We start from the raw sequence: 20,675 nt of genomic DNA on the forward strand, positions 1-20,675 counted from the left end.
TATCTTTCGGTCGTCGAACCCCTACCCTTTAGGGGGCGTAAAGTCTTGCGCCGGCAGGACTCAGCAGCCACCTCTCAGAATCGTCCAAGGTGTTCTTTAAGCTGCTGTTTTTAGGCGCCCTATTACCCGCCGGGTGATCTTCGGCAGGGTCCCGGGCAGGTTTTGGTGACGGGGTTTGCGCCTTAAATGTTCAGGCTGGTGAGGGGTGGAGCAGTGACACGGGCAAGTTGTAGAGAAAATTGTCCACGGGCATTGTGCTTTGGTTGTGTGTACAATGAAAGCAGTGCTATGTAACATCAACGCCAAACATGGGCGCCATGCCTCTGTATGTCCGGACGCAGGTCGTACAGGGCAATGGTTGCATGACAGTGATAGTTAAATGCTAGAGACTGAAACCGCGATGTCTTTAAACGAGAAATTGCAGACCAAAATGCCGCCAAAAGCGGTAGCGGGGACCAGCAAGGCCGGTACCCAGGACGATATCGTCTATGCCCACATTTTTGACGCCATCCTGGAGCAGCGATTGGCGCCGGGCACCAAGTTGAACGAAGAGGCGCTGGGTGAGATCTTCGGTGTCAGCCGCACGGTGATTCGCCGCGCCCTGTCACGGCTGGCCCATGAGCAGATCGTGGTGTTGCGGCCCAACCGCGGTGCCGTGGTCGCCAGCGCGACCATCGACGAGGCGAAACAGATCTTCCTGGCGCGCCGGGTGGTGGAAAAGGCGATCATCGAGCAGGCGGTGGAGCATGCCACCGCGGAACAGATCGACGTGATCAAAGGGATGGTGGAGGAGGAGCGGGCCTGCTTCGACCGCGGTGACCGCGGCGCCGGTATCCGCTTGTCCGGCGAGTTCCACCTGCAGCTGGCGACGATGGCCAACAACGCACCGCTGTTGAACTTCCAGCGCAGCCTGGTCTCCCAGACCTCGCTGATCATTGCCCAGTATGAAAGCGGTGGCAAAACCCACTGCTCTTACGACGAGCATTACCAGTTGATCCGGGCGATCGAAGAGGGCGACAAGGCCAAGGCGGTCCGCCTAATGATGCATCACCTCGATCATATCGAAGGAAAGCTGAATCTGGACGGCGAGGGCGCTTCCGATGATCTACGGGCGGTGTTCTCCCATCTGATCAGCAAGTAAGTTCATTTTTCCTTTTCGCTTAACGACAAACCCCGCCAGCCTGGCGGGGTTTTTTTTCGATTTTCTATAGATGGTGGGTGTAGGAGCGGATTTATCCGCGACCCAGGCCGCAATCTTTGATTTGACCGCCGAAGGTCGCGGCTGAAGCCCGCTCCTACAAGGAACCTAACGAATCGGCCTTAACCGCGCTGGTAAACGCAGCGGCCGGCGGCATAGGTTTCGAAGATGGTACGGTCGTCACCCAGCGTGGCCAGTACGAACAGGTTCTCATCCAGCGATTTGACCTGCTGCATGCGGTAATCCAGCAGCGGTGTCGCCTGGTAATCCAGTACCACGAAGTCCGCTTCCTTGCCGTTGGCGAAGCTGCCGATCTTGTCGTCCAGTCGCAGCGCTTCGGCGCCACCCAGGGTGGCCAGGTAGAGCGACTTGAACGGGTGCAGTTTTTCGCCCTGCAGCTGCATCACCTTGTAAGCTTCGTTCAGCGTGTGCAGGATCGAGAAGCTGGTGCCGGCGCCAACGTCGGTGCCCAGCCCCACGTTCACACCGTGCTGTTCCATCTTCGGCAGGTTGAACAGGCCGCTGCCCAGGAACAGGTTGGAGGTGGGGCAGAAGGCGATGGCCGAGCCCTTGTCCGCCAGCTGCTGGCATTCTTCGTCGCACAGGTGGATGCCGTGGGCGAATACCGAGCGCTCGGTCAGCAGGTTGAAGTGCTGGTAGACGTCGAGGTAGCTGCTGCGATCCGGGAACAGCTCCAGCACCCACTCAACCTCTTTCTGGTTCTCGGACAGGTGGGTATGCATGTAGAGGTCGGGGTACTCGTGCAGCAGTTGGCCGGCGATCGCCAGTTGTTCATCGGTGCTGGTCGGCGCGAAACGGGGCGTTACCGCGTAGTGCAGGCGGCCTTTGCCGTGCCAGCGTTCGATCAGCTCCTTGCTGTCCTGGTAGCCGGATTCCGGCGTATCCAGCAGGTAGTCCGGCGCGTTACGGTCCATCAGTACCTTGCCGGCGATCATCCGCAGATTGTAGCCCTCGGCCACCTCGAAGAACGCATCGACCGATTCCTTGTGCACGGTGCCGAACACCAGCGCGGTGGTGGTGCCGTTGCGCAGCAGTTCGGTCAGGAACCGCTCGGCGACATCCTTGGCGTGCTGACGGTCCTCAAACTTGCCCTCGGCCGGGAAGGTGTAGTTGTTGAGCCAGTCGAGCAGCTGTTCGCCGTAGGAGGCGATCATCCCGGTCTGCGGAAAGTGGATATGGGTATCGATGAAGCCGGGCACGATCAGCGAGCGTTGATATTCCGTCACCGTGACATTCTCCGCCAGGGTGGGCAGCAGTTCCTGTGCATGACCGACCGCCTTCACCAGGCCGTTCTCGACGACCAGCAGGCCATCCTCGAAGTACTCGACCGAATTCTCGAGGCCGACTTTGGCCGGATCGCCCAGGCTGTGAACAATGGCGGAACGATAGGCCTTGGTGGATTGATTCATCTCTGTCTCGACTCGTATTTGTTATTTGATTTTTTAAGCTGGGTTACACGGCTGCCTGGCGCCCTCGGCTCAGGCCACCTGATGAATAGGGTTGGTGTTCGCTTTTTTCGTCTTTCGCTCACTGCTGTCCCCGGATTCCGCCTGCTCGCCAAAGTTGGCGTTGTAACGGGCGATCACTTCGCCGGCCACCGATACGGCGATTTCGGCCGGCAGTTTGCCTTTCACCATCGGCAGGCCGAGCGGGCAGACCATCTTGTCGATCACCGCGTCGCTGAACCCCTTGGCGCGCAGCCGGTGTTCGAACTTGGCGCGCTTGGTGCGCGAGCCGATCAGGCCGTAGTAGCCGAAATCATCGCGCCGCAGAATCCGTTCGGTCAGCTCCTGGTCCAACTGGTGATTGTGGGTCATCACGATGTAGTAGCTGCCGGCCGGCATATCGTCGATCTCATCGACCGGGAACTCGGTGACCACCTTGTCGACCCCCTCGGGGATCTGGCTCGGAAACTCGCCGTCACGGGAGTCGATCCAGCGCACCCGGCAGGGCAGGGAGGCGAGGATCGGCACCAGTGCGCGGGCCACATGGCCGGCACCGAACAGCGCGATATGCAAAGGCGCCTGGCCGACCGGCTCGAACAGCAATGAGGTGGCGCCACCGCAACACTGGCCCAGGCTGGCGCCCAGCGAGAAGCGCTCGAAGCGGGTTTCGCCGACACCCTCGGCCAGCATCTGGCGGGCGATCTTGATCGCCTTGTGTTCCAGATGGCCGCCACCGATGCTGTCGAAACTGCGGTTGGCGGTGACCACCATCTTGCTGCCGGAGTTGCGTGGCGTGGAGCCTTTCTCCTCGACGACGGTCACCATCACGCAGGGTTTACCGGCCTGGCGCAGGTTGGCGACGGTGGTAATCCAGTTATCTGTACTCATTGCTGTTGGCCTCTTGGTGAGCAAAGGCTCTTATTTTTTGGCTGCCGGCTGGCCGGCAGCGGAGTTAGTGGCTGCCCTGTGCGGCACAGTGGCATGGCTGCGCCGCGCGGGGCCGGTTTACGCGCCTCGGTGTCAGACCGTGGCCGCCGCCGGGGCGGGCTGGTCTTGAGCAACGGCCTGTTTCAGCGACTCGACCGCCCAGAGCACCCGTTCCGGTGTCGCCGGCGCATCGATCTGCGGGCTGACGCGGTAGTTCGCCACGCTGGCCACCGCGTCCTTGATGGCACAGAACACCGAGATGCCGAGCATGAACGGCGGCTCGCCCACCGCTTTGGAGTGGAACACCGTGTCTTCCTTGTTGCGGCGGTTTTCCACCAGTCGCACCCGGAAATCGATCGGCATGTCCGCCACCGCCGGAATCTTGTAGCTGGCCGGGCCCGCGGTCATCAGCCGGCCCTGGTCGTTCCAGACCAGCTCTTCGCTGGTCAGCCAGCCGGCACCCTGGACGAAGGCGCCTTCCACCTGGCCGATATCGATCGCCGGGTTCAGCGAGGCGCCCACGTCGTGCAGGATGTCCGCCCGCAGGATCTTGTACTCGCCGGTCAGGGTATCGACCACCACCTCGGAGCAGGCCGCGCCGTAGGCGTAGTAGTAGAACGGCCGGCCGCGCGCCTTGTCGCGGTCGTAGTAGATCTTCGGCGTGCGGTAGAAACCGGTGCTCGACAGCGAGATCTGATGGAAGTAGGCCAGCTGGATCAGCTCCTCGAACGGCATGATCTGGTCGCGGATGATCACGTGGTTGTTCTGGAACACCACATCCTCTTCGGTCACGTCGAAGTGGCGGGCGGCGAACTCGACCAGCCGCTGGCGGATGGTGATCGCCGCGTTCTGCGCCGCCTTACCGTTCAGGTCGGCGCCGGAAGACGCCGCCGTCGGCGAGGTGTTCGGCACCTTGTCGGTGTTGGTGGCGGTGATCTGGATGCGATCGATATCCACCTGGAACTCTTCGGCGACGATCTGCGCCACCTTGGTGTTCAGACCCTGGCCCATCTCGGTACCGCCGTGGTTCAGGTGGATGCTGCCGTCGGTGTAGACATGGATCAGCGCGCCGGCCTGGTTCAGGAAGGTGGCGGTAAAGGAGATACCGAACTTCACTGGCGTCAGCGCCAGACCTTTTTTCAGGATCGGGCTGTGGCGGTTGTATTCGGCGATCTCTTTCCGGCGCTTCTGGTACTCGCAGTTCTGCTCCAGATCGGCGATCAGCTCCGGCAGGATGTTGTCTTCCACCTTCTGGTAGTAATGGGTGTGGTCGCGACCCTCGTCGCCGTACAGGTTACGCTTGCGGATCTCCAGCGGATCGACGCCGATACGACGGGCGATATCGTCCATGATGATCTCCGGCATGATCAGACCCTGCGGGCCGCCAAAACCACGGTAGGCGGTGTTGGAGGCGATGTTGGTCTTGCAGCGGTAACCGGTGATGGTGGCATCGCCCAGGTAGTAGCCGTTGTCGGCGTGGAACATTGCCCGGTCGATGATCGAGTTGGACAGGTCCGGCGAGTAGCCGCAGTTACCGGCCAGCTTCATCTCGACGCCCTGCAGAATGCCCTGGTCGTTGTAGCCGACGTCATACTGGTTGAAGAACGGGTGGCGCTTACCGGTGATCATCATGTCTTCCATGCGCGGCAGACGCATCTTGGTCGGTCGGCCGGTCAGTCGGGCGATCACCGCCGCGATGCAGGCCGGCCCGGCCGCCTGGCTCTCCTTGCCGCCGAAGCCGCCGCCCATGCGGCGCATGTCGACCACCACCTTGTTGAACGAGATGCCCAGCACTTCGGCAACCAGTTTCTGAACCTCGGTCGGGTTCTGGCTGGAGGTGTACACCAGCATGCCGCCGTCTTCGGTCGGGATCACCGAGGAGATCTGGGTTTCCAGGTAGAAGTGCTCCTGGCCGCCGATATGAACCGCGCCCTGGATACGGTGGGGCGCTTTGGCCAGTGCCGCCTTGGAATCGCCACGCTGGTGGGTGTGCGGATCGCTGACGTAGCTCTCCTTCTCCAGCGCATCTTCGACCGACAGCACCGGTTCCAGCTCTTCATATTCGATAATCGCCGCCATCGCCGCCTTGCGGGCGGTTTCCAGGCTGTCGGCGCCGACCGCGATCACCGGCTGGCCGACATATTCAGCCTTGCCGTCCGCCAGCAGCGGGTCGCCCGGCAGCACGCAGCCGATATCCAACTGGCCCGGCACGTCTTCGGCGCTGATGGCGATGGCCACGCCCGGAATTTCATAACAGGGCGACAGGTCGATACGGGTGATCCTGGCATGGGCGCGGTCGCTCATGCGGGCATAGGCGTGCAGCTGATTCGGAAATTCCAACCGGTCGTCGATATAGACCGCCTCGCCGGTTACCTGTTTGGCGGCGCTCTCATGTTTGACCTTGCGGCCAACACCGGTTTGCAGCTCCTGCTTGGCCTGCGCCAGCATCTCTTCAACCGTTTTTTTCGTGCTCTGATGGTTAGACATATGCGGTCACCCGTGTTTCGACTTCTATTACCTGGCTTTCGACGAAGTAGCGCTGCAGCATGTTGCGGGCTGTCAGCATCCGGTAGTCCTTGGAGGCGCGGAAATCGGAGATCGGTGCGAAATCCTGCTCCAGGGCAGCCATCGCTTTGGCAATAGTGGCCTGATTCCAGTGTGAGCCGAGCAGCGTCTGCTCGCAATGTCGGGCCCGTTTCGGGATGGCGGCCATGCCGCCGAATGCGATGCAGGCGTCGGTTACCACGCCATCATCGACGGTGATACTGAGTGCCGCCAGTACGGCGGAGATATCGTCATCCAGCCGCTTGGAGATCTTGTAGGCGCGGAACCGGTCCACGGCGCCGGCGCGCGGCACGATCACCTTCTCGATAAACTCGGACGGCTGCAGCTGGGTGACCTTGTAGTCGACGAAGAAATCCTCCAGCGGCATGGTGCGGCGCTGGTCGCCTTTGCGTAGCACGACCTGCGCTTTCAGGGCGATCAGCGCCGGCGGCGAGTCACCGATCGGTGAGGCGTTGCCGATGTTGCCGCCCAGGGTGCCCTGGTTGCGCACCTGCAGCGAGGCAAAGCGGTGCAGCAGGGCGCCGAAATCCGGGTAGTCGGCGGTGAGCGCGTCGTAGCACTGGCTCAGCGATGCCGCAGCCCCGAGCTCGATGCGGTCGTCGAACACCTCCACCTGCTTCAGTTCGGCGATATCGCCGACGTAGATCATCGCCGGCAGTTCGCGATGGAACTGGGTCACTTCCAGCGCCAGGTCGGTACCGCCGGCCAGCAGGCGGGCCTCGGGATACTGCAGGAACAGTTCCGCCAGCTCGGCGGTGGTTTTCGGGTTGTGGCAGTGGCGTTTGTCCAGCGCCAGGCTGGGCGTATCAGTGCGCTGCAATGCTTTCAGTCGCTGTACGGTGGCCTGTTCGTTACGCTGGAACTGGTCGGCGCCGGCATCGTCGTACATGGCGTTGGCGGCATCGACGATCGGCCGGTAGCCGGTACAGCGGCACAGGTTGCCGGCCAATGCTTCCAGCACCTCTTCCTTATCCGGCTCGGCGTTGTTCTTGCCCAGCGCGAACAGCGACATCACGATGCCGGGGGTACAGAAGCCGCATTGAGAGCCGTGACAATCCACCATCGCCTGTTGGGACGGGTGAAGTTTGTCCTTGTCCTTCAGGTCTTCGACCGTAATCAACTGCTTGCCGTCCAGCGCCGACACGAAGGTCAGGCAGGAGTTGATGCTTTTATAGCGCAGCTGATCGCCGTCGAGTTCAGCCAGTACCACTGTACAGGCGCCGCAGTCTCCCGAAGCACACCCCTCTTTCGTACCGGTCTTACGTACATGCTCACGCAGATAGTTCAGCACCGTCATGTTGGGGTCGAGAGTGTGCTCCTCCCTCAATTCCTGATTCAGTAAGAACTTAATCAAGGGGGCTCTCCTCTTTGTATTTATTATTTAATTGGATGGTATACATTGATTTAAGTGAAAGCTGACTTCTAAGTCAAGATGGAATTTGACTCACGGGTCAGAAAAATGGCCATCCTGACAAATTTTCATGATTCCTCTCGATCGGCACGCTGAACGCAGCAGCAGGGCAGTGACCGCTCGTCTGTAGCAGGTTGGCGAAGTTGCTGGCGTCAACGCCGTTGAGTCAGCCCGCGGGCGCATGCTGGCAGTGGGATGATTAATATGTATACATTAAATGTATACAAATAAAGATAATAATGTATTTTATTGTGCTTGAGTGTTCCGTCAGGGTGCCAAGCTGTCGGAGCGCCGAATTGTCGGGCTGAAATCAGTAAGACTGATCACTGCAGCTCCGGCTCCAGCTAACAACCTGTATAGGAAGCGAAGCGCAATGATTGAAAGCATACGAGGGCGTGAGATTCTGGACTCCCGTGGTAACCCGACGGTAGAAGCCGAGGTGGTGTTGAGCGGCGGCATCAGGGCGGTTGCCAGCGCGCCGTCGGGCGCCTCGACCGGATCGCGAGAGGCGCTGGAGTTGCGGGATGACGATGGTCAGCGCTATGGCGGCAAAGGGGTGCTGACGGCGGTTGACGGCATCAACCGGGAGATCGCCCCGCTGCTGTGCGGCATGGATGAGGCGGATCAGCAGGCGGTGGACGACGCCATGCTCAAGCTGGACGGCACCGAGAACAAAAGCCGTCTGGGCGCCAACGCGATCCTGGCGGTGTCATTGGCGATCGCCAAAGCCGCAGCCAAGGCGCGTGGCCTGCCGCTCTATCAGCACCTGGCCGAGCTGAACGGTGGAGACCAGCCGTTCCTGCTGCCGGTGCCGATGATGAACATCCTTAATGGCGGTGAACATGCCGATAACAACATCGACCTGCAGGAGTTCATGATCCAGCCGGTCAGCGCGACCTCGTTCAAGGACGCGTTGCGTATGGGGGCGGAAGTCTTTCATGCATTACGGACGGTGCTGCGCGAGCACGGCTTGAACACGGCGGTCGGCGATGAGGGCGGTTTCGCACCGGACCTGTCCTCCAATGAAGAGGCGTTGGTGATCATCCAGCAGGCGGTCGAGCGGGCCGGTTATCAGCTCGGTAGCGATATCACCCTGGCGCTGGACTGCGCCGCCTCCGAATTCTACCGGGTCGATGAATACCAGTTGGCCGGCGAGGGGCGCGGTTACAATGCCGCCGGCTTCGTCGAATACCTGGCGGCGATGGCCAACAAGTACCCGATCGCCTCCATCGAGGATGGCATGGACGAAAACGACTGGGCCGGCTGGTGGAAGCTGACCCAGCGGCTCGGCGACCGGGTCCAACTGGTGGGCGACGACCTGTTCGTCACCAATACCCGGCTGCTGCAGAAGGGGATCGACAGCGGCGTGGCCAACGCGATCCTGATCAAGCTGAACCAGATCGGTAGCCTGAGCGAGACCCTGGCGGCGATCAAGCTGGCACAGTCGGCCGGTTACCGGGCGGTGATCTCGCACCGTTCCGGCGAAACCGAAGATACCTTTATCGCCGATCTCGCCGTGGCGACAGCCGCCGGCCAGATCAAGACCGGTTCGCTGTGCCGTTCGGACCGGGTGGCCAAGTACAACCGGCTGCTGCGTATCGAGGAGGAGCTGGGCAGCAAGGCGCGTTATCCCGGCGCGAATGTGTTGCTCAAGCAATGATCGACGTGTAAGAGGCCGCCCCGCCCGGCGGGAATTGTCGCCGCGGGGCTCGTTTTTTGGGGAGGCGCTATCTTTGTAGCAGCCCGCTCCGCGGGCGACTGGCTGCGGGCTCCGAAAAAAACGCTGACGGTCGCGGCTAAAGCCCCTCCTACAACAGATCGGCCCTACCGCTTCGCGTATAACGTAGGGTTGGCTCTGGCCGGGCAGGTTCAGCCGACCAGGAGCCCGCAGGGCTCCAAAATCGCCTGCGGTGATGGCGCCCCGGGTGACGCCCTACAAGGTTTGGTAGCAGCCCCTCGACTCACTCCTCCAACAGCTGCAGCAGTTGCGATTTCCGCTGGATCGCCAGCTTCTTATAGGCCCGCTTGCGGTAGGTCACCACGCTGTTTTCCGACAATTCCAGCCGCAGGGCGATGCTCTTGGCGCTGTGTCCCCTGGCGATCAGGCCGCAGATCTGCGCTTCACGCTCCGACAGGCCGGCGGCCAAGAGGGCGCGGATCGGATCGCGCTTGCGGCGTTCGTCACGGAACTGGCGCAGCAGCAGGGCGCTGATCAGCGGCGCACCGGCGGCCAGCCGGTCCAGTTCTTCGTCGCTGAAATTGGCCCGGTCGTCGCCACGGTAAAAGTTGATATAGAACAGGTGCCGGCTGCGCGGGTCCAGCGCCGCCAGGGCGAACTTTTCGCCGAGGTCCGGCACGTTGTAGAAGCGGCGCCGGTAGACCGGTGGCAGTGAACGGCGGTCGAGGTGCTGGTAGGCCGGTTGCCCGGGATGCTCGACCAGCGTGCTGCGCAGTTGGGCCAGTAGTGGGTCGTCCCGGTAGGCGCCGTCCAGATACAGCGAGGCCAGTTGCAGGCCCAGCTCCGGGCGCTGGACATTGTGGGCCAGCCGGCAGCTGGCCGGTCCGTCGTCCGGTGGGAACTCGAACACCATGTACTGCTCTACCCGGGCGAACAGCTTCATCAGCTGGAAGAAGCGAGGGTAGAACGCCTCCTCGCCGATCCCCTCGATGCAGGATGCCAATGGCAGGCTCAGTGCCGGGTTGGTCAGCGCTCTGTTTTCAGTCTCTGTCGGTTTCATAGTGCAGCAATAGTGCATTGATCAGCCGAGGTCAATTGTCCCTCTTTTATGGGGACATCTTCGCACTGGCTGCGACGTAGATTGAAAACAGAACAACCAACTACGCAGTAGGAGAGGCCAGATGCATACCCCGGACAGTTCCCCCCGCGCGTCGCTGTATTACGACTATAAGATCCATCCGTTCAAGCCCGCGCCGGAGCAACGGGGCGAGCAGACCCGGCACCCGGTGGCGGTCGTCGGCGCCGGGCCGATTGGCTTGGCGCTGGCGCTGGATCTGGCCCGTTACGGCGTGGCCTCGGTGGTATTGGAAGCCGACGTGCAGGTCTCCGAGGGCAGCCGGGCGATCGTGTTTACCCGCCGTTCGATGGAGATCCTGCAACAGGTTGGCGTGGCCGAGCGGATGATGGAGGACGCGCTGCCCTGGCGCAGTGGCAACTCGATCTATCGCGGCCAGCGGGTGTTCCGCATGGAGGCGCCCTACGACCCGGACGACCGCTACCAGCCGATGCACAACCTGCAGCAGCAGTACCTGGAACAGTACCTGGTCGAGCAGTGCGAACAGCAGTCGCTGATCGAGCTGCGCTGGGGCACCCGCTTCGTCGAGCTGCTGCGCAATGACGATCAGGTCGAACTGCTGCTGGATACCCCCGAGGGCGAGTATAGCCTGCAGGCCGACTGGCTGGTTGCCTGTGACGGCGCCCGCTCGCCGGTGCGCAGCCAGCTGGGGCTGCGGATGGACGGTGCCAGCTACACCGGCAACTTCGTGATCGCCGATATCAAGATCGATATCGACCTGCCGACCGAACGGCTGGCGTTTTTCGATCCCGACTGGAACCCCGGCAATACCGTGCTGATGCACCGCGAACCGCACGGTATCTGGCGGCTGGATTACCAGCTGCCGGCCGGCGAGACGCCGGAGCAGGCATTGCAGCCGGAGTCGCTGTACGGCCGTATTCAGGCTCAGCTGGATATGGTCGGCATCGATGCCCCCTGGCAGCTGGACTGGTGCTCGGTCTACTCGGCGCGGGCGATGACGCTGCCGGACTATCGCCACAACCGGGTGCTGTTTGCCGGCGATGCCGCCCATATGCTGCCTATCTTTGGGGTGCGCGGCGCCAATACCGGCCTGCAGGACAGCCAGAACCTGGCCTGGAAGCTGGCCGCGCGGATACAGGGTTGGGGCGGTGACGTGCTGCTCAACAGTTACAGCCACGAGCGGGTCGGTGCGGCGCGGGAGATCATCGAGGAGGCGGGCAAGAGTACCCGCTTCATGACTCCGCCCAGCAACGGCTACCGGTTGCTGCGCGACGCCACCCTGTCGTTATCGCTGAGCCAGCCGTTCGTCGGCCCGCTGTTCCACTGGCGTACCTCGCGGGCGCATGACTACCTGGATTCGCCGCTGAACAGTGGTGACAAGGCGGATAACGGACCCTTAACCGGCGCGCCGTTGCAGAATATCCGGCTGGCGGAGAGCGACTACCTGTTCGATCACCTAGGCGGCGCGTTCTACCTGATGCTGTTTGCCGAGCGGCCGCTCGACGAGCCGGGGCTGCAGTTGTTGCAACAGCGTCTGCAGCAGGAGGGCGTGCCGTTCGAGATCGTCCAGATCTGCCGTGACCTGGAACAGAACGACTGGCCGCTGCTGGCCGATCCGGATGGCCGTATTGCCGCCAAGTATGGCGCCGCCGATGGCTCGGCCTTGCTGGCACGGCCGGACCAGCACCTGTGCGCCCGCTGGTCGCAGCTGGATCTGGACCGGGTGGAAAAGGCGATCCGCATCGCGTTGGGTAAATCGAACTGAGGACTGATCAGATGACAGAGCAGAGTAAAGCAGAAGCGATGGCGGTGGCCGATCTGGAGCAGGTCTATGACGCCCTGGCCGAAGCGATCGACCGGGCCGGCGAGGCGCATGACCGGTTGTTCCTGACCAAGCTGGTATTGCTGCTGGCCAACCGCTGCGGTGATCGACAGGCGGTGCTGGAGGCGATCGACGCCGCGTTGCAGGATCTGTAGGGCCGGTGTCGGGGGGGCTACGAAACACGAAGCTCTGTAGCAGCCCACTCCGTGGGCGACAGGTCTCGGGCTTCGAAGGATCCACAGCGGGTCGCGGTCGGAGCCCGCTGCTACAGCGCTTCGTAGCAGCCGCTCCGGGGGCGACAGGCCTAGGACTTCGAGGGAACCACCGAGGGTCGCGGTCGGAGCCCGCTGCTACGGGTTGTCGTAGCAGCCCACTCCGAGGGCGACAGGCCTAGGACTTCGAAAGAACTGCCATGGGTCGCGGTCGGAGCCCGCTGCTACGGGTTGTCGTAGCAGCCCACTCCGAGGGCGACAGGCCTAGGACTTCGGAAGAACCGCCGAGGGTCGCGGTCGGAGCCCGCTGCTACAGCGCTTCGTAGCAGCCCACTCCGAGGGCGACAGGCTGCGGACTTTGAAAGAACCACCGCAGGTCGCGGATAAATCCCCTCCTACAGGGTTTCGTAGCAGCCCACTCCGAGGGCGACAGGCTGCGGATTTCGAAATAACCACCGAGGGTCGCGGTCGGAGCCCGCTGCTACGGGTTGTCGTAGCAGCCCACTCCGAGGGCGACAGGCCGCGGACTTCGGAAGAACCGCCGAGGGTCGCGGATAAATCCCCTCCTACAAGGTTTCGTAGCAGCCCACTCCGTGGGCGACAGGCCGCAACTTTTTTCAGCGACTCAGTCGTGTAGCGCCTGCATCGAGGCCTGGGTCCAGCGCAGGCTGTCGCGGTAGGCCTCGTCGTACAGCTGGCAGTTCAGGTCGCTGGGCAGCAGGTCCCATTCGCCTTTTTCGTAATTGACCACGTTCTCCAGCACCTTGCCCATCAGGCCGGCGCCGTCGGCGATCGCCGCCTTGATCTCGTCATCCAGCGGTACCTGGTCCAGCAGGGTCTGCTTGTCCACGTCCAGCACCGCGTCCAGGCCGGACATCATGCCGGTCATGAAAAACGCTGAGCCGTTGGCCATATGCAGCTTCTCGGCCACCAGTTCGCACATCCGGCCACGCAGCAACAGCGAGCGGGTCAGCTCCTCGGGTTTCTCGCCGGAGGCGGTCATCGCGATCAGCGTGGCCCATTTGCGGATCTGCGCCAGCCCCAGAAGCACGATCGCCTCGGCCACCGACTGCACCTTGCGCACCAGGTTGTTGGCGGCGGAGTTGACGATCCGCAGCAGCCGGTAGGTCAGCACCGGGTCCATGACGATCAGCGTTTCCAGCCGTTCCGGCGTGGTGCTCGGGTTCTGCAACTCCTGGATCAGCTGCATCAGCGCCAGCTCGTTGCTCTCCAGCTTGCGCCCCTTGACCAGCTTGGGCTTGCTGAGGAAGTGGCCCTGGAACAGCTTGAAGCCGAGCTCGATGCACTGCTCGAGTACCTCGTAGGATTCGATCTTCTCGGCCAGCAGGGTGACCCGGAACGGCTTGACCAGCTTGATCTGCTCGCGCACCTGGGCCATCGACAGCGCATAGACGTCGATCTTGACGATATCGGCCAGCTCCAGCAGCGGCGCCCACTCTGAAGTGTATTCGAAGTCGTCCAGCGCGATCCGGTAGCCGGCCTCAGACAGGTTGCGCACTGCGTCGATCAGCGCCTCGTCGACCACGCTGTCCTCCAGCACCTCGATCACCACGTCCCGTTTCGGCAGATCCGGCACGTGGCCGTCGATCAGCAGTTCGCGGGTCAGGTTGATAAAGGCTGGAACCCGCTTGGTCTCGCCCGCCTGGTTGATACTGGTATAGACGTTGAGGATCACTTCGCTGGTGGCCGACGAGCCGGAACCGGGCAGCACCGCTTCTTCGGTGTTGTCCTCGTTGCGATAGAGCAGTTCGTAGGCAACGACTTTCTGGTTGCGGTCGAAAATCGGCTGCCTTGCCATCAGCACTTGGCCAAGCTGAGAGGGATTGCCCATATGTGTTCTACTTAAAAGAGTCCTTGGATGGCTAATGGTAGATGTCCATGGCCGTCTGTAAAGCTACAGAATCTGGCAGTACGCAGTATAATGCCGCGCCATATTCCATGACTACAACAAAGGTTAGCAGCTGCGATGAGCATCAACTGGTTCCCTGGCCATATGCACAAGGCCCGCAAGGAGATCGCCAAAGTGATGGACGAGGTCGACGTCATCATCGAGGTGATCGATGCTCGTCTGCCGCGCTCCAGCGAAAACCCGCTGGTGGATAGCCTGCGCAAGGGCAAGCCGGCGCTGAAGATCCTCAACAAGAGCGATCTGGCGGACCCGGCCCGCACCAAAGAATGGCTCGACTATTTCAACGCCCAGCCGGACACCCGGGCGATGGCGCTGAACTCCGAGCAGAAAAAACAGATCCGCCAGATCCCGGAGCTGTGCAAGCAGCTGGTGCCGGGCCGGGCCAACGCCGGCCGGCCGGTACGGGCGATGATCATGGGAATCCCCAACGTCGGCAAGTCGACGCTGATCAACGCGCTGCTCGGCAAACGGATCGCCAAGGTCGGCAACGAACCGGCGGTGACCAAGAACCAGCAGCGCTTCACATTGCAGAACGGCATGGCGTTGTCCGACACCCCGGGAATCCTGTGGCCGAAGATCGAAGACCCGGATTCCGGCTACCGCCTGGCGGCCAGCGGGGCGATCAAGGATACTGCCATCGAATACGAAGACGTGGCGGTGTTTGCCGCCGGCTTCCTGCTGAGCGACTACCCGGCGCGGGTGCAGGAGCGGTTCAAACTGAAAGAATTGCCGGACGGCGGCGAACAGCTGCTGGACCAGATCGGCCGCAAGCGTGGTTGCCTGCGACCGGGCGGGGTGATCGACAGCCACAAGGCCGCCGAAATTCTGCTGAACGAATTGCGATCCGGTAAACTAGGGTTAGTCAGCTTCGAAACCGTGGCCGAGTGGCAGGAGAAAGACCGGCTGGCGGCGGAAGAGGAAGCTGCACGCCTGGCCGCTGAGGCTGAGCAACAACAGAATGAAGGTAGTGACAACTAATGAGTCGATTGAAGAAACGACGCCACACCCGCGAATGGGTTGAATTCGAAGAAAACGGCCCCTCCCGTCGCGAGCGGCTGGCCAACCCGGACAGCTACGAAAGCCGTAAGCGCCGCGCACTGGCGGAAAAGAAAAAGAACAAGTCGGTTTTCCAGAAAGAGCAGGAGAAAGCTGAATCCGGCAGTAAGCAGCAGGGCGGCAACCATGCCCGCGGCCCGCTGGCTGACAAGATCCGTAAGCTGAATGCGGACAAAGCGCAGCAGGATCAGCAGGACTGAGTATTTGATCTCCGCGTGATGCTCTTCTAGTTTGGAAGGTGAACATGCAGCGCGGAGATCACTCATGTCCCATGCTCCCGTACACTGCGCCGGCCGGTCTCCGCTGGTCGTCCATCTGAAGGAGGGCGAGACCTACGCCTGGTGCGCCTGTGGGCGCTCCCGAACCCAGCCGTTCTGTGATGGCTCCCACCAGGGCACCGGCATCGACCCGGTGGTGTTCATCGCCGAAGCCGACGCCGACGTCGCGCTCTGCATGTGCAAGCACACCGGCACTCCCCCCATCTGCGACGGCACCCATAAAACCATCACCTGCCAGGTCGACCAGCCCAGCGAACTGGAAAGCGAAGAATAACGGCTGCCAGCGCCACCCTAAGTCCAATTCGAAGTGCTATCATAGCCGCCTTTTTCAGCCAGCCGAGGTATCCAGTGCAGCAGTATGATGTCGTCATTGTCGGGGCCGGTGCGTCCGGTTTGATGTGTGCCGCTACGGCGGGCTATCGCGGCCGGCGGGTACTGGTGCTGGAACATACCTCGAAGATCGGTCGCAAGATCCTGATGTCCGGCGGCGGTCGCTGTAACTTCACCAACATCCACAACGGCCCGGCCAACTTCCTGTCCGGCAATCCGCACTTCTGCAAATCGGCGCTGAGCCGCTACCCGGCGCGGGCGTTTATCGAGTTGGTGGAGCGCCACGGCATCGACTACCACGAGAAAACCCTCGGCCAGCTGTTCTGCGACCACTCCAGCAAGGAGATCCTGCAGCTGCTGCTGACCGAATGCGACTGGGCCGGCGTCGAGATCCGTACCGATGTCAGCGTCAACGGCATCAAACCGCAGCCGGAAGGCTACCGGCTCGATACCAGCAGCGGCGCCTTCGGCTGCGAAAGCCTGGTGATCGCCACTGGCGGCCTGTCGATCCCCAACGGCGGCGCCACCAGTTTTGCTTTCGACGTGGCCGAGCAGTTCGGCCTCGAAGTGACCGAACGGCGCGCCGCGCTGGTGCCGTTCACCTTGCAGCCGGCGCTGCTGGACCACCTCAAGCCGCTGGCTGGCATCTCCCATAAGGTCAGCGTCAGTGCCGGCAACATGAGCTTCACCGAGCAGATGCTGCTAACCCACCGCGGCCTCAGCGGCCCGGCGATCCTGCAGATCAGCTCCTACTGGCAGCCGGGCGGCGAGATCGAGATCGACCTGTTCCCGGAGCTGGACCTCAGCGCCTGGCTGATCGAACAGCGCCAGAGCAATCCGAAACAGGCGCTGCACAACGCCCTCGGCCAGCTGATGACCAAGCGCTTCGCCCAGACCCTGTGCGAGCTCTGGCAGCTCGACGGCATTCTGGCGGAACTCAGTAACGCCCGCATCGACGAGATCGCCGCCAAATTCCACCACTGGAAGGTCAAACCGGCCGGCACTGAAGGCTACCGCACCGCCGAAGTCACCCTCGGCGGCGTCGCCACCTCGGAACTTTCATCGAAAACCCTGCAGGCCAACAAGGCCGACGGGCTGTACTTTATCGGCGAATGCGTCGACGTCACCGGCCACCTGGGCGGCCATAATTTCCAGTGGGCCTGGGCATCGGGCTTCGCGGCGGGGCAGTTTGTTTGAGCTGTATTGAAGCAATTAAAACGAAGACTGTTGTAATTAGAACGAAGACAATTCAGTCGCACACATCCGTGTAAGCCCCTTGTAATGGGGGGCGGTGTGGATTGCCTTCGTTTTTGTATCCGATCTACTTGAGGGTGGCAGGCTTCTACAGAGCGCTATCCCGCACTCTCTCCTGTTGTCTGCTGCGGCCCGAAGCGGATACATCCACTTCGAGCAACTTCGAATATTCCCCCAAGCTAACTAGCTTGTACTACCGCCTGAAATGCCAGAAAAACAGCACCCAACATCGATAGTGCAAAAGAAACACGAAGAACCCTCGCAGCACGGGGTTTTTCAAAAAGCTGCTTTAAAGCCCCGCCCAGTAGCACCCATCCAGTGTCAACCAACAATGCAACAGCAAAGCATATCCCCCCGGTAATAACGTAGCTGGATGTGACATCTTCAATCGGAAGCAAAAACTGTGAGAACAGTGCGAAGAATGCTGCGTAAGCTTTAGGGTTAAGCAGATTCAGTACAAAACCATCAACCAAACTTGGGCATTTCGCATTGGCCTCTGTACCTGTAATCGGAGCAGAAGCGATCTTCCAGGCTATGTAGCCGATGTACGCTGCACCCAACAACTGCAGCGCAAACTTCAGTTGAGGGGCACTTGATAGGATGACAGCGAATCCGGTACTGGCGGTGGTTATCACGAAGATCAGCCCCGCAAGAATGCCGAATAGAAATGGAAAACTCCGTTTAACGCCGAACGTTGCACTCGTCGCTGCCAGTGCAAGAGGTGCGGGGCCCGGTGAGCCCAACAGCAATGCGGTTGCAGTAGACAGCATGATCACTTGATCGAGCATAAGATACGTCCTTGATTGTATTGTCGACAATGTCGATGATATTTCTTTATAGATTGATATAAAAGCCAGTAAAAGTTAAAAGCTGTCGACAATAAGTCGAAAGAGGGGGCGAGTCAGCACTGCGGCAGATGCGGAAGCAATCTACCAGGCGGACACTCGGCGCCATATGTGGTTTGTGGGTGTTTAGTGGGCTTTTGTTGGTCTAAAAATACCAGAGCAGCAAGAAAGCTTGTTACATCACCGAGCAGGCGATGGGCTAAGGAGGGGGGATCAAGTCCGATCCATCAGACGATAACGGCCATCCCCCCCATCATGGAAGCTAAGATAGATCTAAAGCAGCCGCTTACATTTACGATTTTTGAGGTAAAGGGATGGATCGCATACTGCCGGCATTACCTGATGGGCATGGGATAGCGGTGCTGTTACTGATCGTCTTCGCACTGTACATTTTTACCCGGGACGAGATCCCTCTTGAAACTTCAAGTCTGTTGGTGCTGGTGGCACTGACTGTTGGTTTTACACTCTTTCCCTACCGATACGATGGCGAACTTGTTGACCCTTTAGGGCTTTTTCACGGCTTTGGCCATGAAGCATTGATCGCGGTTTGCGCCTTGATGGTTGCCGGTCAGGGATTGGTGCGCACCGGTGCACTGGAGCCGATCGGTCGATTATTGGCGCGTTTCTGGGCGGTCAGCCCGATGTTTTCCCTGTTACTGACCCTGGTGCTGGGGGCATTTCTCAGTGCGTTCGTCAACAATGTCCCCATCGTCGTGCTGCTGCTGCCCATTCTGGTGAGCGTTGCGCTGCGTACCGGCAAACCCGCGTCCGGAATGCTGATGCCGATGGGGTTCGCCACCCTGGTCGGGGGCATGGGCACCACTATCGGCACCTCCACCAACCTGCTGGTCATTGCGGTGGCGGCTGATCTTGGCATGCGCCAGTTTCAGGTATTCGATTTCTTTCTCCCCGCTGCCATAGCCGCCAGTGTGGCAATCCTTTACTTGTGGCTGGTGGCGCCGCGCATTCTGCCTGAGCGTGTGGCGTCGCTGGATGACCGTTCCCCCCGCCTTTTTACTGCCCAACTGCATATTGAGGAGGGTGGTTTTGCCGATGGAAACAAGCTTTCCGAGCTGCAGAACAAGGTCGGTAAGAAAATGGATATCAGTGCTATCCGCCGTGGTGACATGTTGATCATGCCACTCCCGGATGCAACGCTCAGGGCCGGCGATCGACTGAGAATCTGCGATACGCCGGAGAACCTGACCGAGTTCGCCAGTGCACTGGGTGCCGCGTTGTTTGCCGGGGACGTTCGGGTGGATCAAGAGCACCCGCTGCGAGCCGACGATCAGCAGATCGCCGAGATCGTGGTGACGCAAGGCTCATTACTGGAAGGCTCCACCCTGGCCTATGCCAGACTGGCAGAACGTTACCATATGCTGATCCTGGCACTGCATCGCCCCGGGACAACGCTGCAGACCCTGAGTGCCGATTTAGGCGACCTGCAGCTGGGAATAGGCGATGTACTGCTGGTGCAAGGCAGCCAGGAGCAGATTGCGTCACTCAAGCAGAATGCCGAACTGCTGGTACTTGATGCCACCAGTGACTTGCCGCATACCCAGCGCGCCCCCGTGGCATTGACCATCATGGCGTTCATCATCGTTGTTGCAGCGCTTGGCCTGATACCGATCGCAATCAGCGCAGTGGCGGGTGTTTTGCTGATGATTCTCACCCATTGTCTGCGCTGGCAGGATGTGGTGCAGGCGTTGAGCGCCCCGGTGATCATGATCGTGGTGGCCAGTTTAGCCCTGGGTATGTCACTGCTGAAAACCGGCGGCGCCGGCTATCTGGCAGAGCTGTATGTTGCGCTGGCCGCAGGGGCATCGCCGTCCGTCATGCTCTCGGGGCTGATGCTGATAATGGCGATACTGACCAATATCGTGTCCAACAATGCGGCAGCGGTGATTGGTACGCCGATCGCTTTCAGTATCTCCCAGCAGTTGGGCTTGCCGCCCGAACCCTACGTGTTGGCGGTACTGTTTGGTGCCAATATGAGTTACGCCACCCCCATGGCTTACAAGACCAACCTGTTGGTCATGAGTGCGGGAGGTTACCGCTTTTCCGACTTCATGAGGGTGGGGATACCGCTAACCATTATCGTATGGCTGGTGCTGTCCTGGTTGTTGCCACGGCTGTATGGGCTTGGCTGATATTTTAAAAACAGAGGTCAAGCCGGCCGGCATAGAAGGCTGTCCCACGGAGGGCCGAAGGCCCGGAGTTGTACTGCCTGGCCTTGTTATGAGTTTGTGCCACCAATGCTGAATATTAGCACCATCATACCGAAGAAAAGCGCCATGTATGTATAAAAAATGCGCTTTAGAAATGTGCACTTCTTTATTAAGAGTTCATCTCCAATCTCAATTGCTTTGTCGCGAATTCAACTCCGAAGTGCAACACTCCCCGTTTCAAGCAGCTCTCAGATAGTCATCAAATACCTTCTGAGGCTGCTTGTAGCCAAGACATTTTCTTGGCCTCAAATTGAGACGTTGTTGTGCCAGCGCGATTTGCTCATCCGTGACCAACCTCAGATCGGTCCCTTTGGGGATATACTGGCGTAACAACCCATTGAAGTTCTCGTTCAGGCCTCTCTCCCAGGCGGCGTAGGCG

Annotated in this window: 17 protein-coding genes; 9 read left to right on the forward strand and 8 right to left on the reverse strand. The window is 60.6% G+C overall.

Annotated elements, in window-relative coordinates; translation table 11 throughout:
- Positions 1-400 precede the first annotated feature (400 nt).
- Positions 401-1,141, forward strand: a complete 741-nt coding sequence (locus K6T12_RS17560; RefSeq protein WP_255611868.1) for a GntR family transcriptional regulator — start codon at positions 401-403, stop codon at positions 1,139-1,141.
- A gap of 179 nt (positions 1,142-1,320) precedes the next feature.
- Here K6T12_RS17560 and guaD read toward each other — a convergent pair whose 3' ends face one another.
- The 4 genes from guaD to xdhA all read right to left on the reverse strand — a co-directional run bounded on the left by guaD (position 1,321) and on the right by xdhA (position 7,510).
- Positions 1,321-2,628 (reverse strand): guanine deaminase, encoded by a 1,308-nt coding sequence (guaD, locus tag K6T12_RS17565; RefSeq protein ID WP_222224181.1) that lies wholly within the window; start codon positions 2,626-2,628, stop codon positions 1,321-1,323.
- 69 nt (positions 2,629-2,697) lie between these two features.
- Positions 2,698-3,552: a xanthine dehydrogenase accessory protein XdhC gene (gene xdhC, locus K6T12_RS17570; protein ID WP_222224182.1), complete on the reverse strand. Its 855-nt coding sequence runs from the start codon at positions 3,550-3,552 to the stop codon at positions 2,698-2,700.
- A gap of 132 nt (positions 3,553-3,684) precedes the next feature.
- The gene (gene xdhB / locus K6T12_RS17575) at positions 3,685-6,078 is read right to left on the reverse strand and encodes a xanthine dehydrogenase molybdopterin binding subunit (RefSeq protein ID WP_222224183.1); all 2,394 of its coding nucleotides are present in this window, start codon (positions 6,076-6,078) and stop codon (positions 3,685-3,687) included.
- The gene (xdhA, locus tag K6T12_RS17580; protein ID WP_222224184.1) at positions 6,071-7,510 is read right to left on the reverse strand and encodes a xanthine dehydrogenase small subunit; all 1,440 of its coding nucleotides are present in this window, start codon (positions 7,508-7,510) and stop codon (positions 6,071-6,073) included. The genes xdhB and xdhA overlap by 8 nt, the downstream gene beginning before the upstream one ends.
- A gap of 430 nt (positions 7,511-7,940) precedes the next feature.
- On the opposite strand from xdhA, the gene eno reads away from it, so the two are divergent.
- Positions 7,941-9,227, forward strand: a complete 1,287-nt coding sequence (gene eno, locus K6T12_RS17585) for a phosphopyruvate hydratase (protein ID WP_222224185.1) — start codon at positions 7,941-7,943, stop codon at positions 9,225-9,227.
- A gap of 301 nt (positions 9,228-9,528) precedes the next feature.
- Here the strand turns inward: eno and K6T12_RS17590 are convergent, their stop codons facing one another.
- Positions 9,529-10,305 (reverse strand): helix-turn-helix transcriptional regulator, encoded by a 777-nt coding sequence (locus K6T12_RS17590; RefSeq protein ID WP_222224186.1) that lies wholly within the window; start codon positions 10,303-10,305, stop codon positions 9,529-9,531.
- A 121-nt stretch (positions 10,306-10,426) separates the two neighbouring features.
- Between K6T12_RS17590 and K6T12_RS17595 the strand changes: the two genes are divergently transcribed.
- Together K6T12_RS17595 and K6T12_RS17600 are read left to right on the forward strand one after the other, a co-directional pair.
- The gene (locus K6T12_RS17595; protein WP_222224187.1) at positions 10,427-12,106 is read left to right on the forward strand and encodes an FAD-dependent monooxygenase; all 1,680 of its coding nucleotides are present in this window, start codon (positions 10,427-10,429) and stop codon (positions 12,104-12,106) included.
- Positions 12,107-12,117: 11 nt separating this feature from the next.
- Positions 12,118-12,318, forward strand: coding sequence for a DUF2783 domain-containing protein (locus K6T12_RS17600; RefSeq protein WP_222224188.1), 201 nt, complete (start codon positions 12,118-12,120; stop codon positions 12,316-12,318).
- Positions 12,319-13,000: 682 nt separating this feature from the next.
- Here the strand turns inward: K6T12_RS17600 and K6T12_RS17605 are convergent.
- Positions 13,001-14,227, reverse strand: coding sequence for an EAL and HDOD domain-containing protein (locus tag K6T12_RS17605; RefSeq protein ID WP_222224189.1), 1,227 nt, complete (start codon positions 14,225-14,227; stop codon positions 13,001-13,003).
- 135 nt (positions 14,228-14,362) lie between these two features.
- On the opposite strand from K6T12_RS17605, the gene ylqF reads away from it, so the two are divergent.
- The 4 genes from ylqF (at position 14,363) to K6T12_RS17625 (ending at position 17,166) form a co-directional block, all read left to right on the forward strand.
- Positions 14,363-15,283, forward strand: coding sequence for a ribosome biogenesis GTPase YlqF (gene ylqF / locus K6T12_RS17610; RefSeq protein ID WP_222224190.1), 921 nt, complete (start codon positions 14,363-14,365; stop codon positions 15,281-15,283).
- On the forward strand, positions 15,283-15,561 hold the full coding sequence (locus K6T12_RS17615) for a hypothetical protein (protein WP_222224191.1): 279 nt from the start codon (positions 15,283-15,285) through the stop codon (positions 15,559-15,561). The genes ylqF and K6T12_RS17615 overlap by 1 nt, the downstream gene beginning before the upstream one ends.
- A 64-nt stretch (positions 15,562-15,625) precedes the next feature.
- Entirely contained in the window at positions 15,626-15,913 is a 288-nt protein-coding gene (locus tag K6T12_RS17620; RefSeq protein WP_222224192.1) for a CDGSH iron-sulfur domain-containing protein, read from the forward strand.
- A 74-nt stretch (positions 15,914-15,987) separates the two neighbouring features.
- On the forward strand, positions 15,988-17,166 hold the full coding sequence (locus tag K6T12_RS17625) for a BaiN/RdsA family NAD(P)/FAD-dependent oxidoreductase (protein WP_222224193.1): 1,179 nt from the start codon (positions 15,988-15,990) through the stop codon (positions 17,164-17,166).
- 236 nt (positions 17,167-17,402) lie between these two features.
- Here K6T12_RS17625 and K6T12_RS17630 read toward each other — a convergent pair whose 3' ends face one another.
- A complete protein-coding gene (locus tag K6T12_RS17630; RefSeq protein WP_222224194.1) occupies positions 17,403-18,011 on the reverse strand; it encodes a LysE family translocator in 609 nt (202 codons plus the stop codon).
- Between the two features lie 371 nt (positions 18,012-18,382).
- On the opposite strand from K6T12_RS17630, the gene K6T12_RS17635 reads away from it, so the two are divergent.
- Positions 18,383-20,218: an SLC13 family permease gene (locus K6T12_RS17635; protein WP_222224195.1), complete on the forward strand. Its 1,836-nt coding sequence runs from the start codon at positions 18,383-18,385 to the stop codon at positions 20,216-20,218.
- A 255-nt stretch (positions 20,219-20,473) separates the two neighbouring features.
- Here the strand turns inward: K6T12_RS17635 and K6T12_RS17640 are convergent.
- On the reverse strand, positions 20,474-20,675 hold a 202-nt coding region (locus K6T12_RS17640; RefSeq protein WP_390879097.1), incomplete at its 5' end, for a transposase.

Source organism: Marinobacterium arenosum (genome assembly GCF_019795155.1).
Lineage (GTDB): Bacteria > Pseudomonadota > Gammaproteobacteria > Pseudomonadales > Balneatricaceae > Marinobacterium_C > Marinobacterium_C arenosum.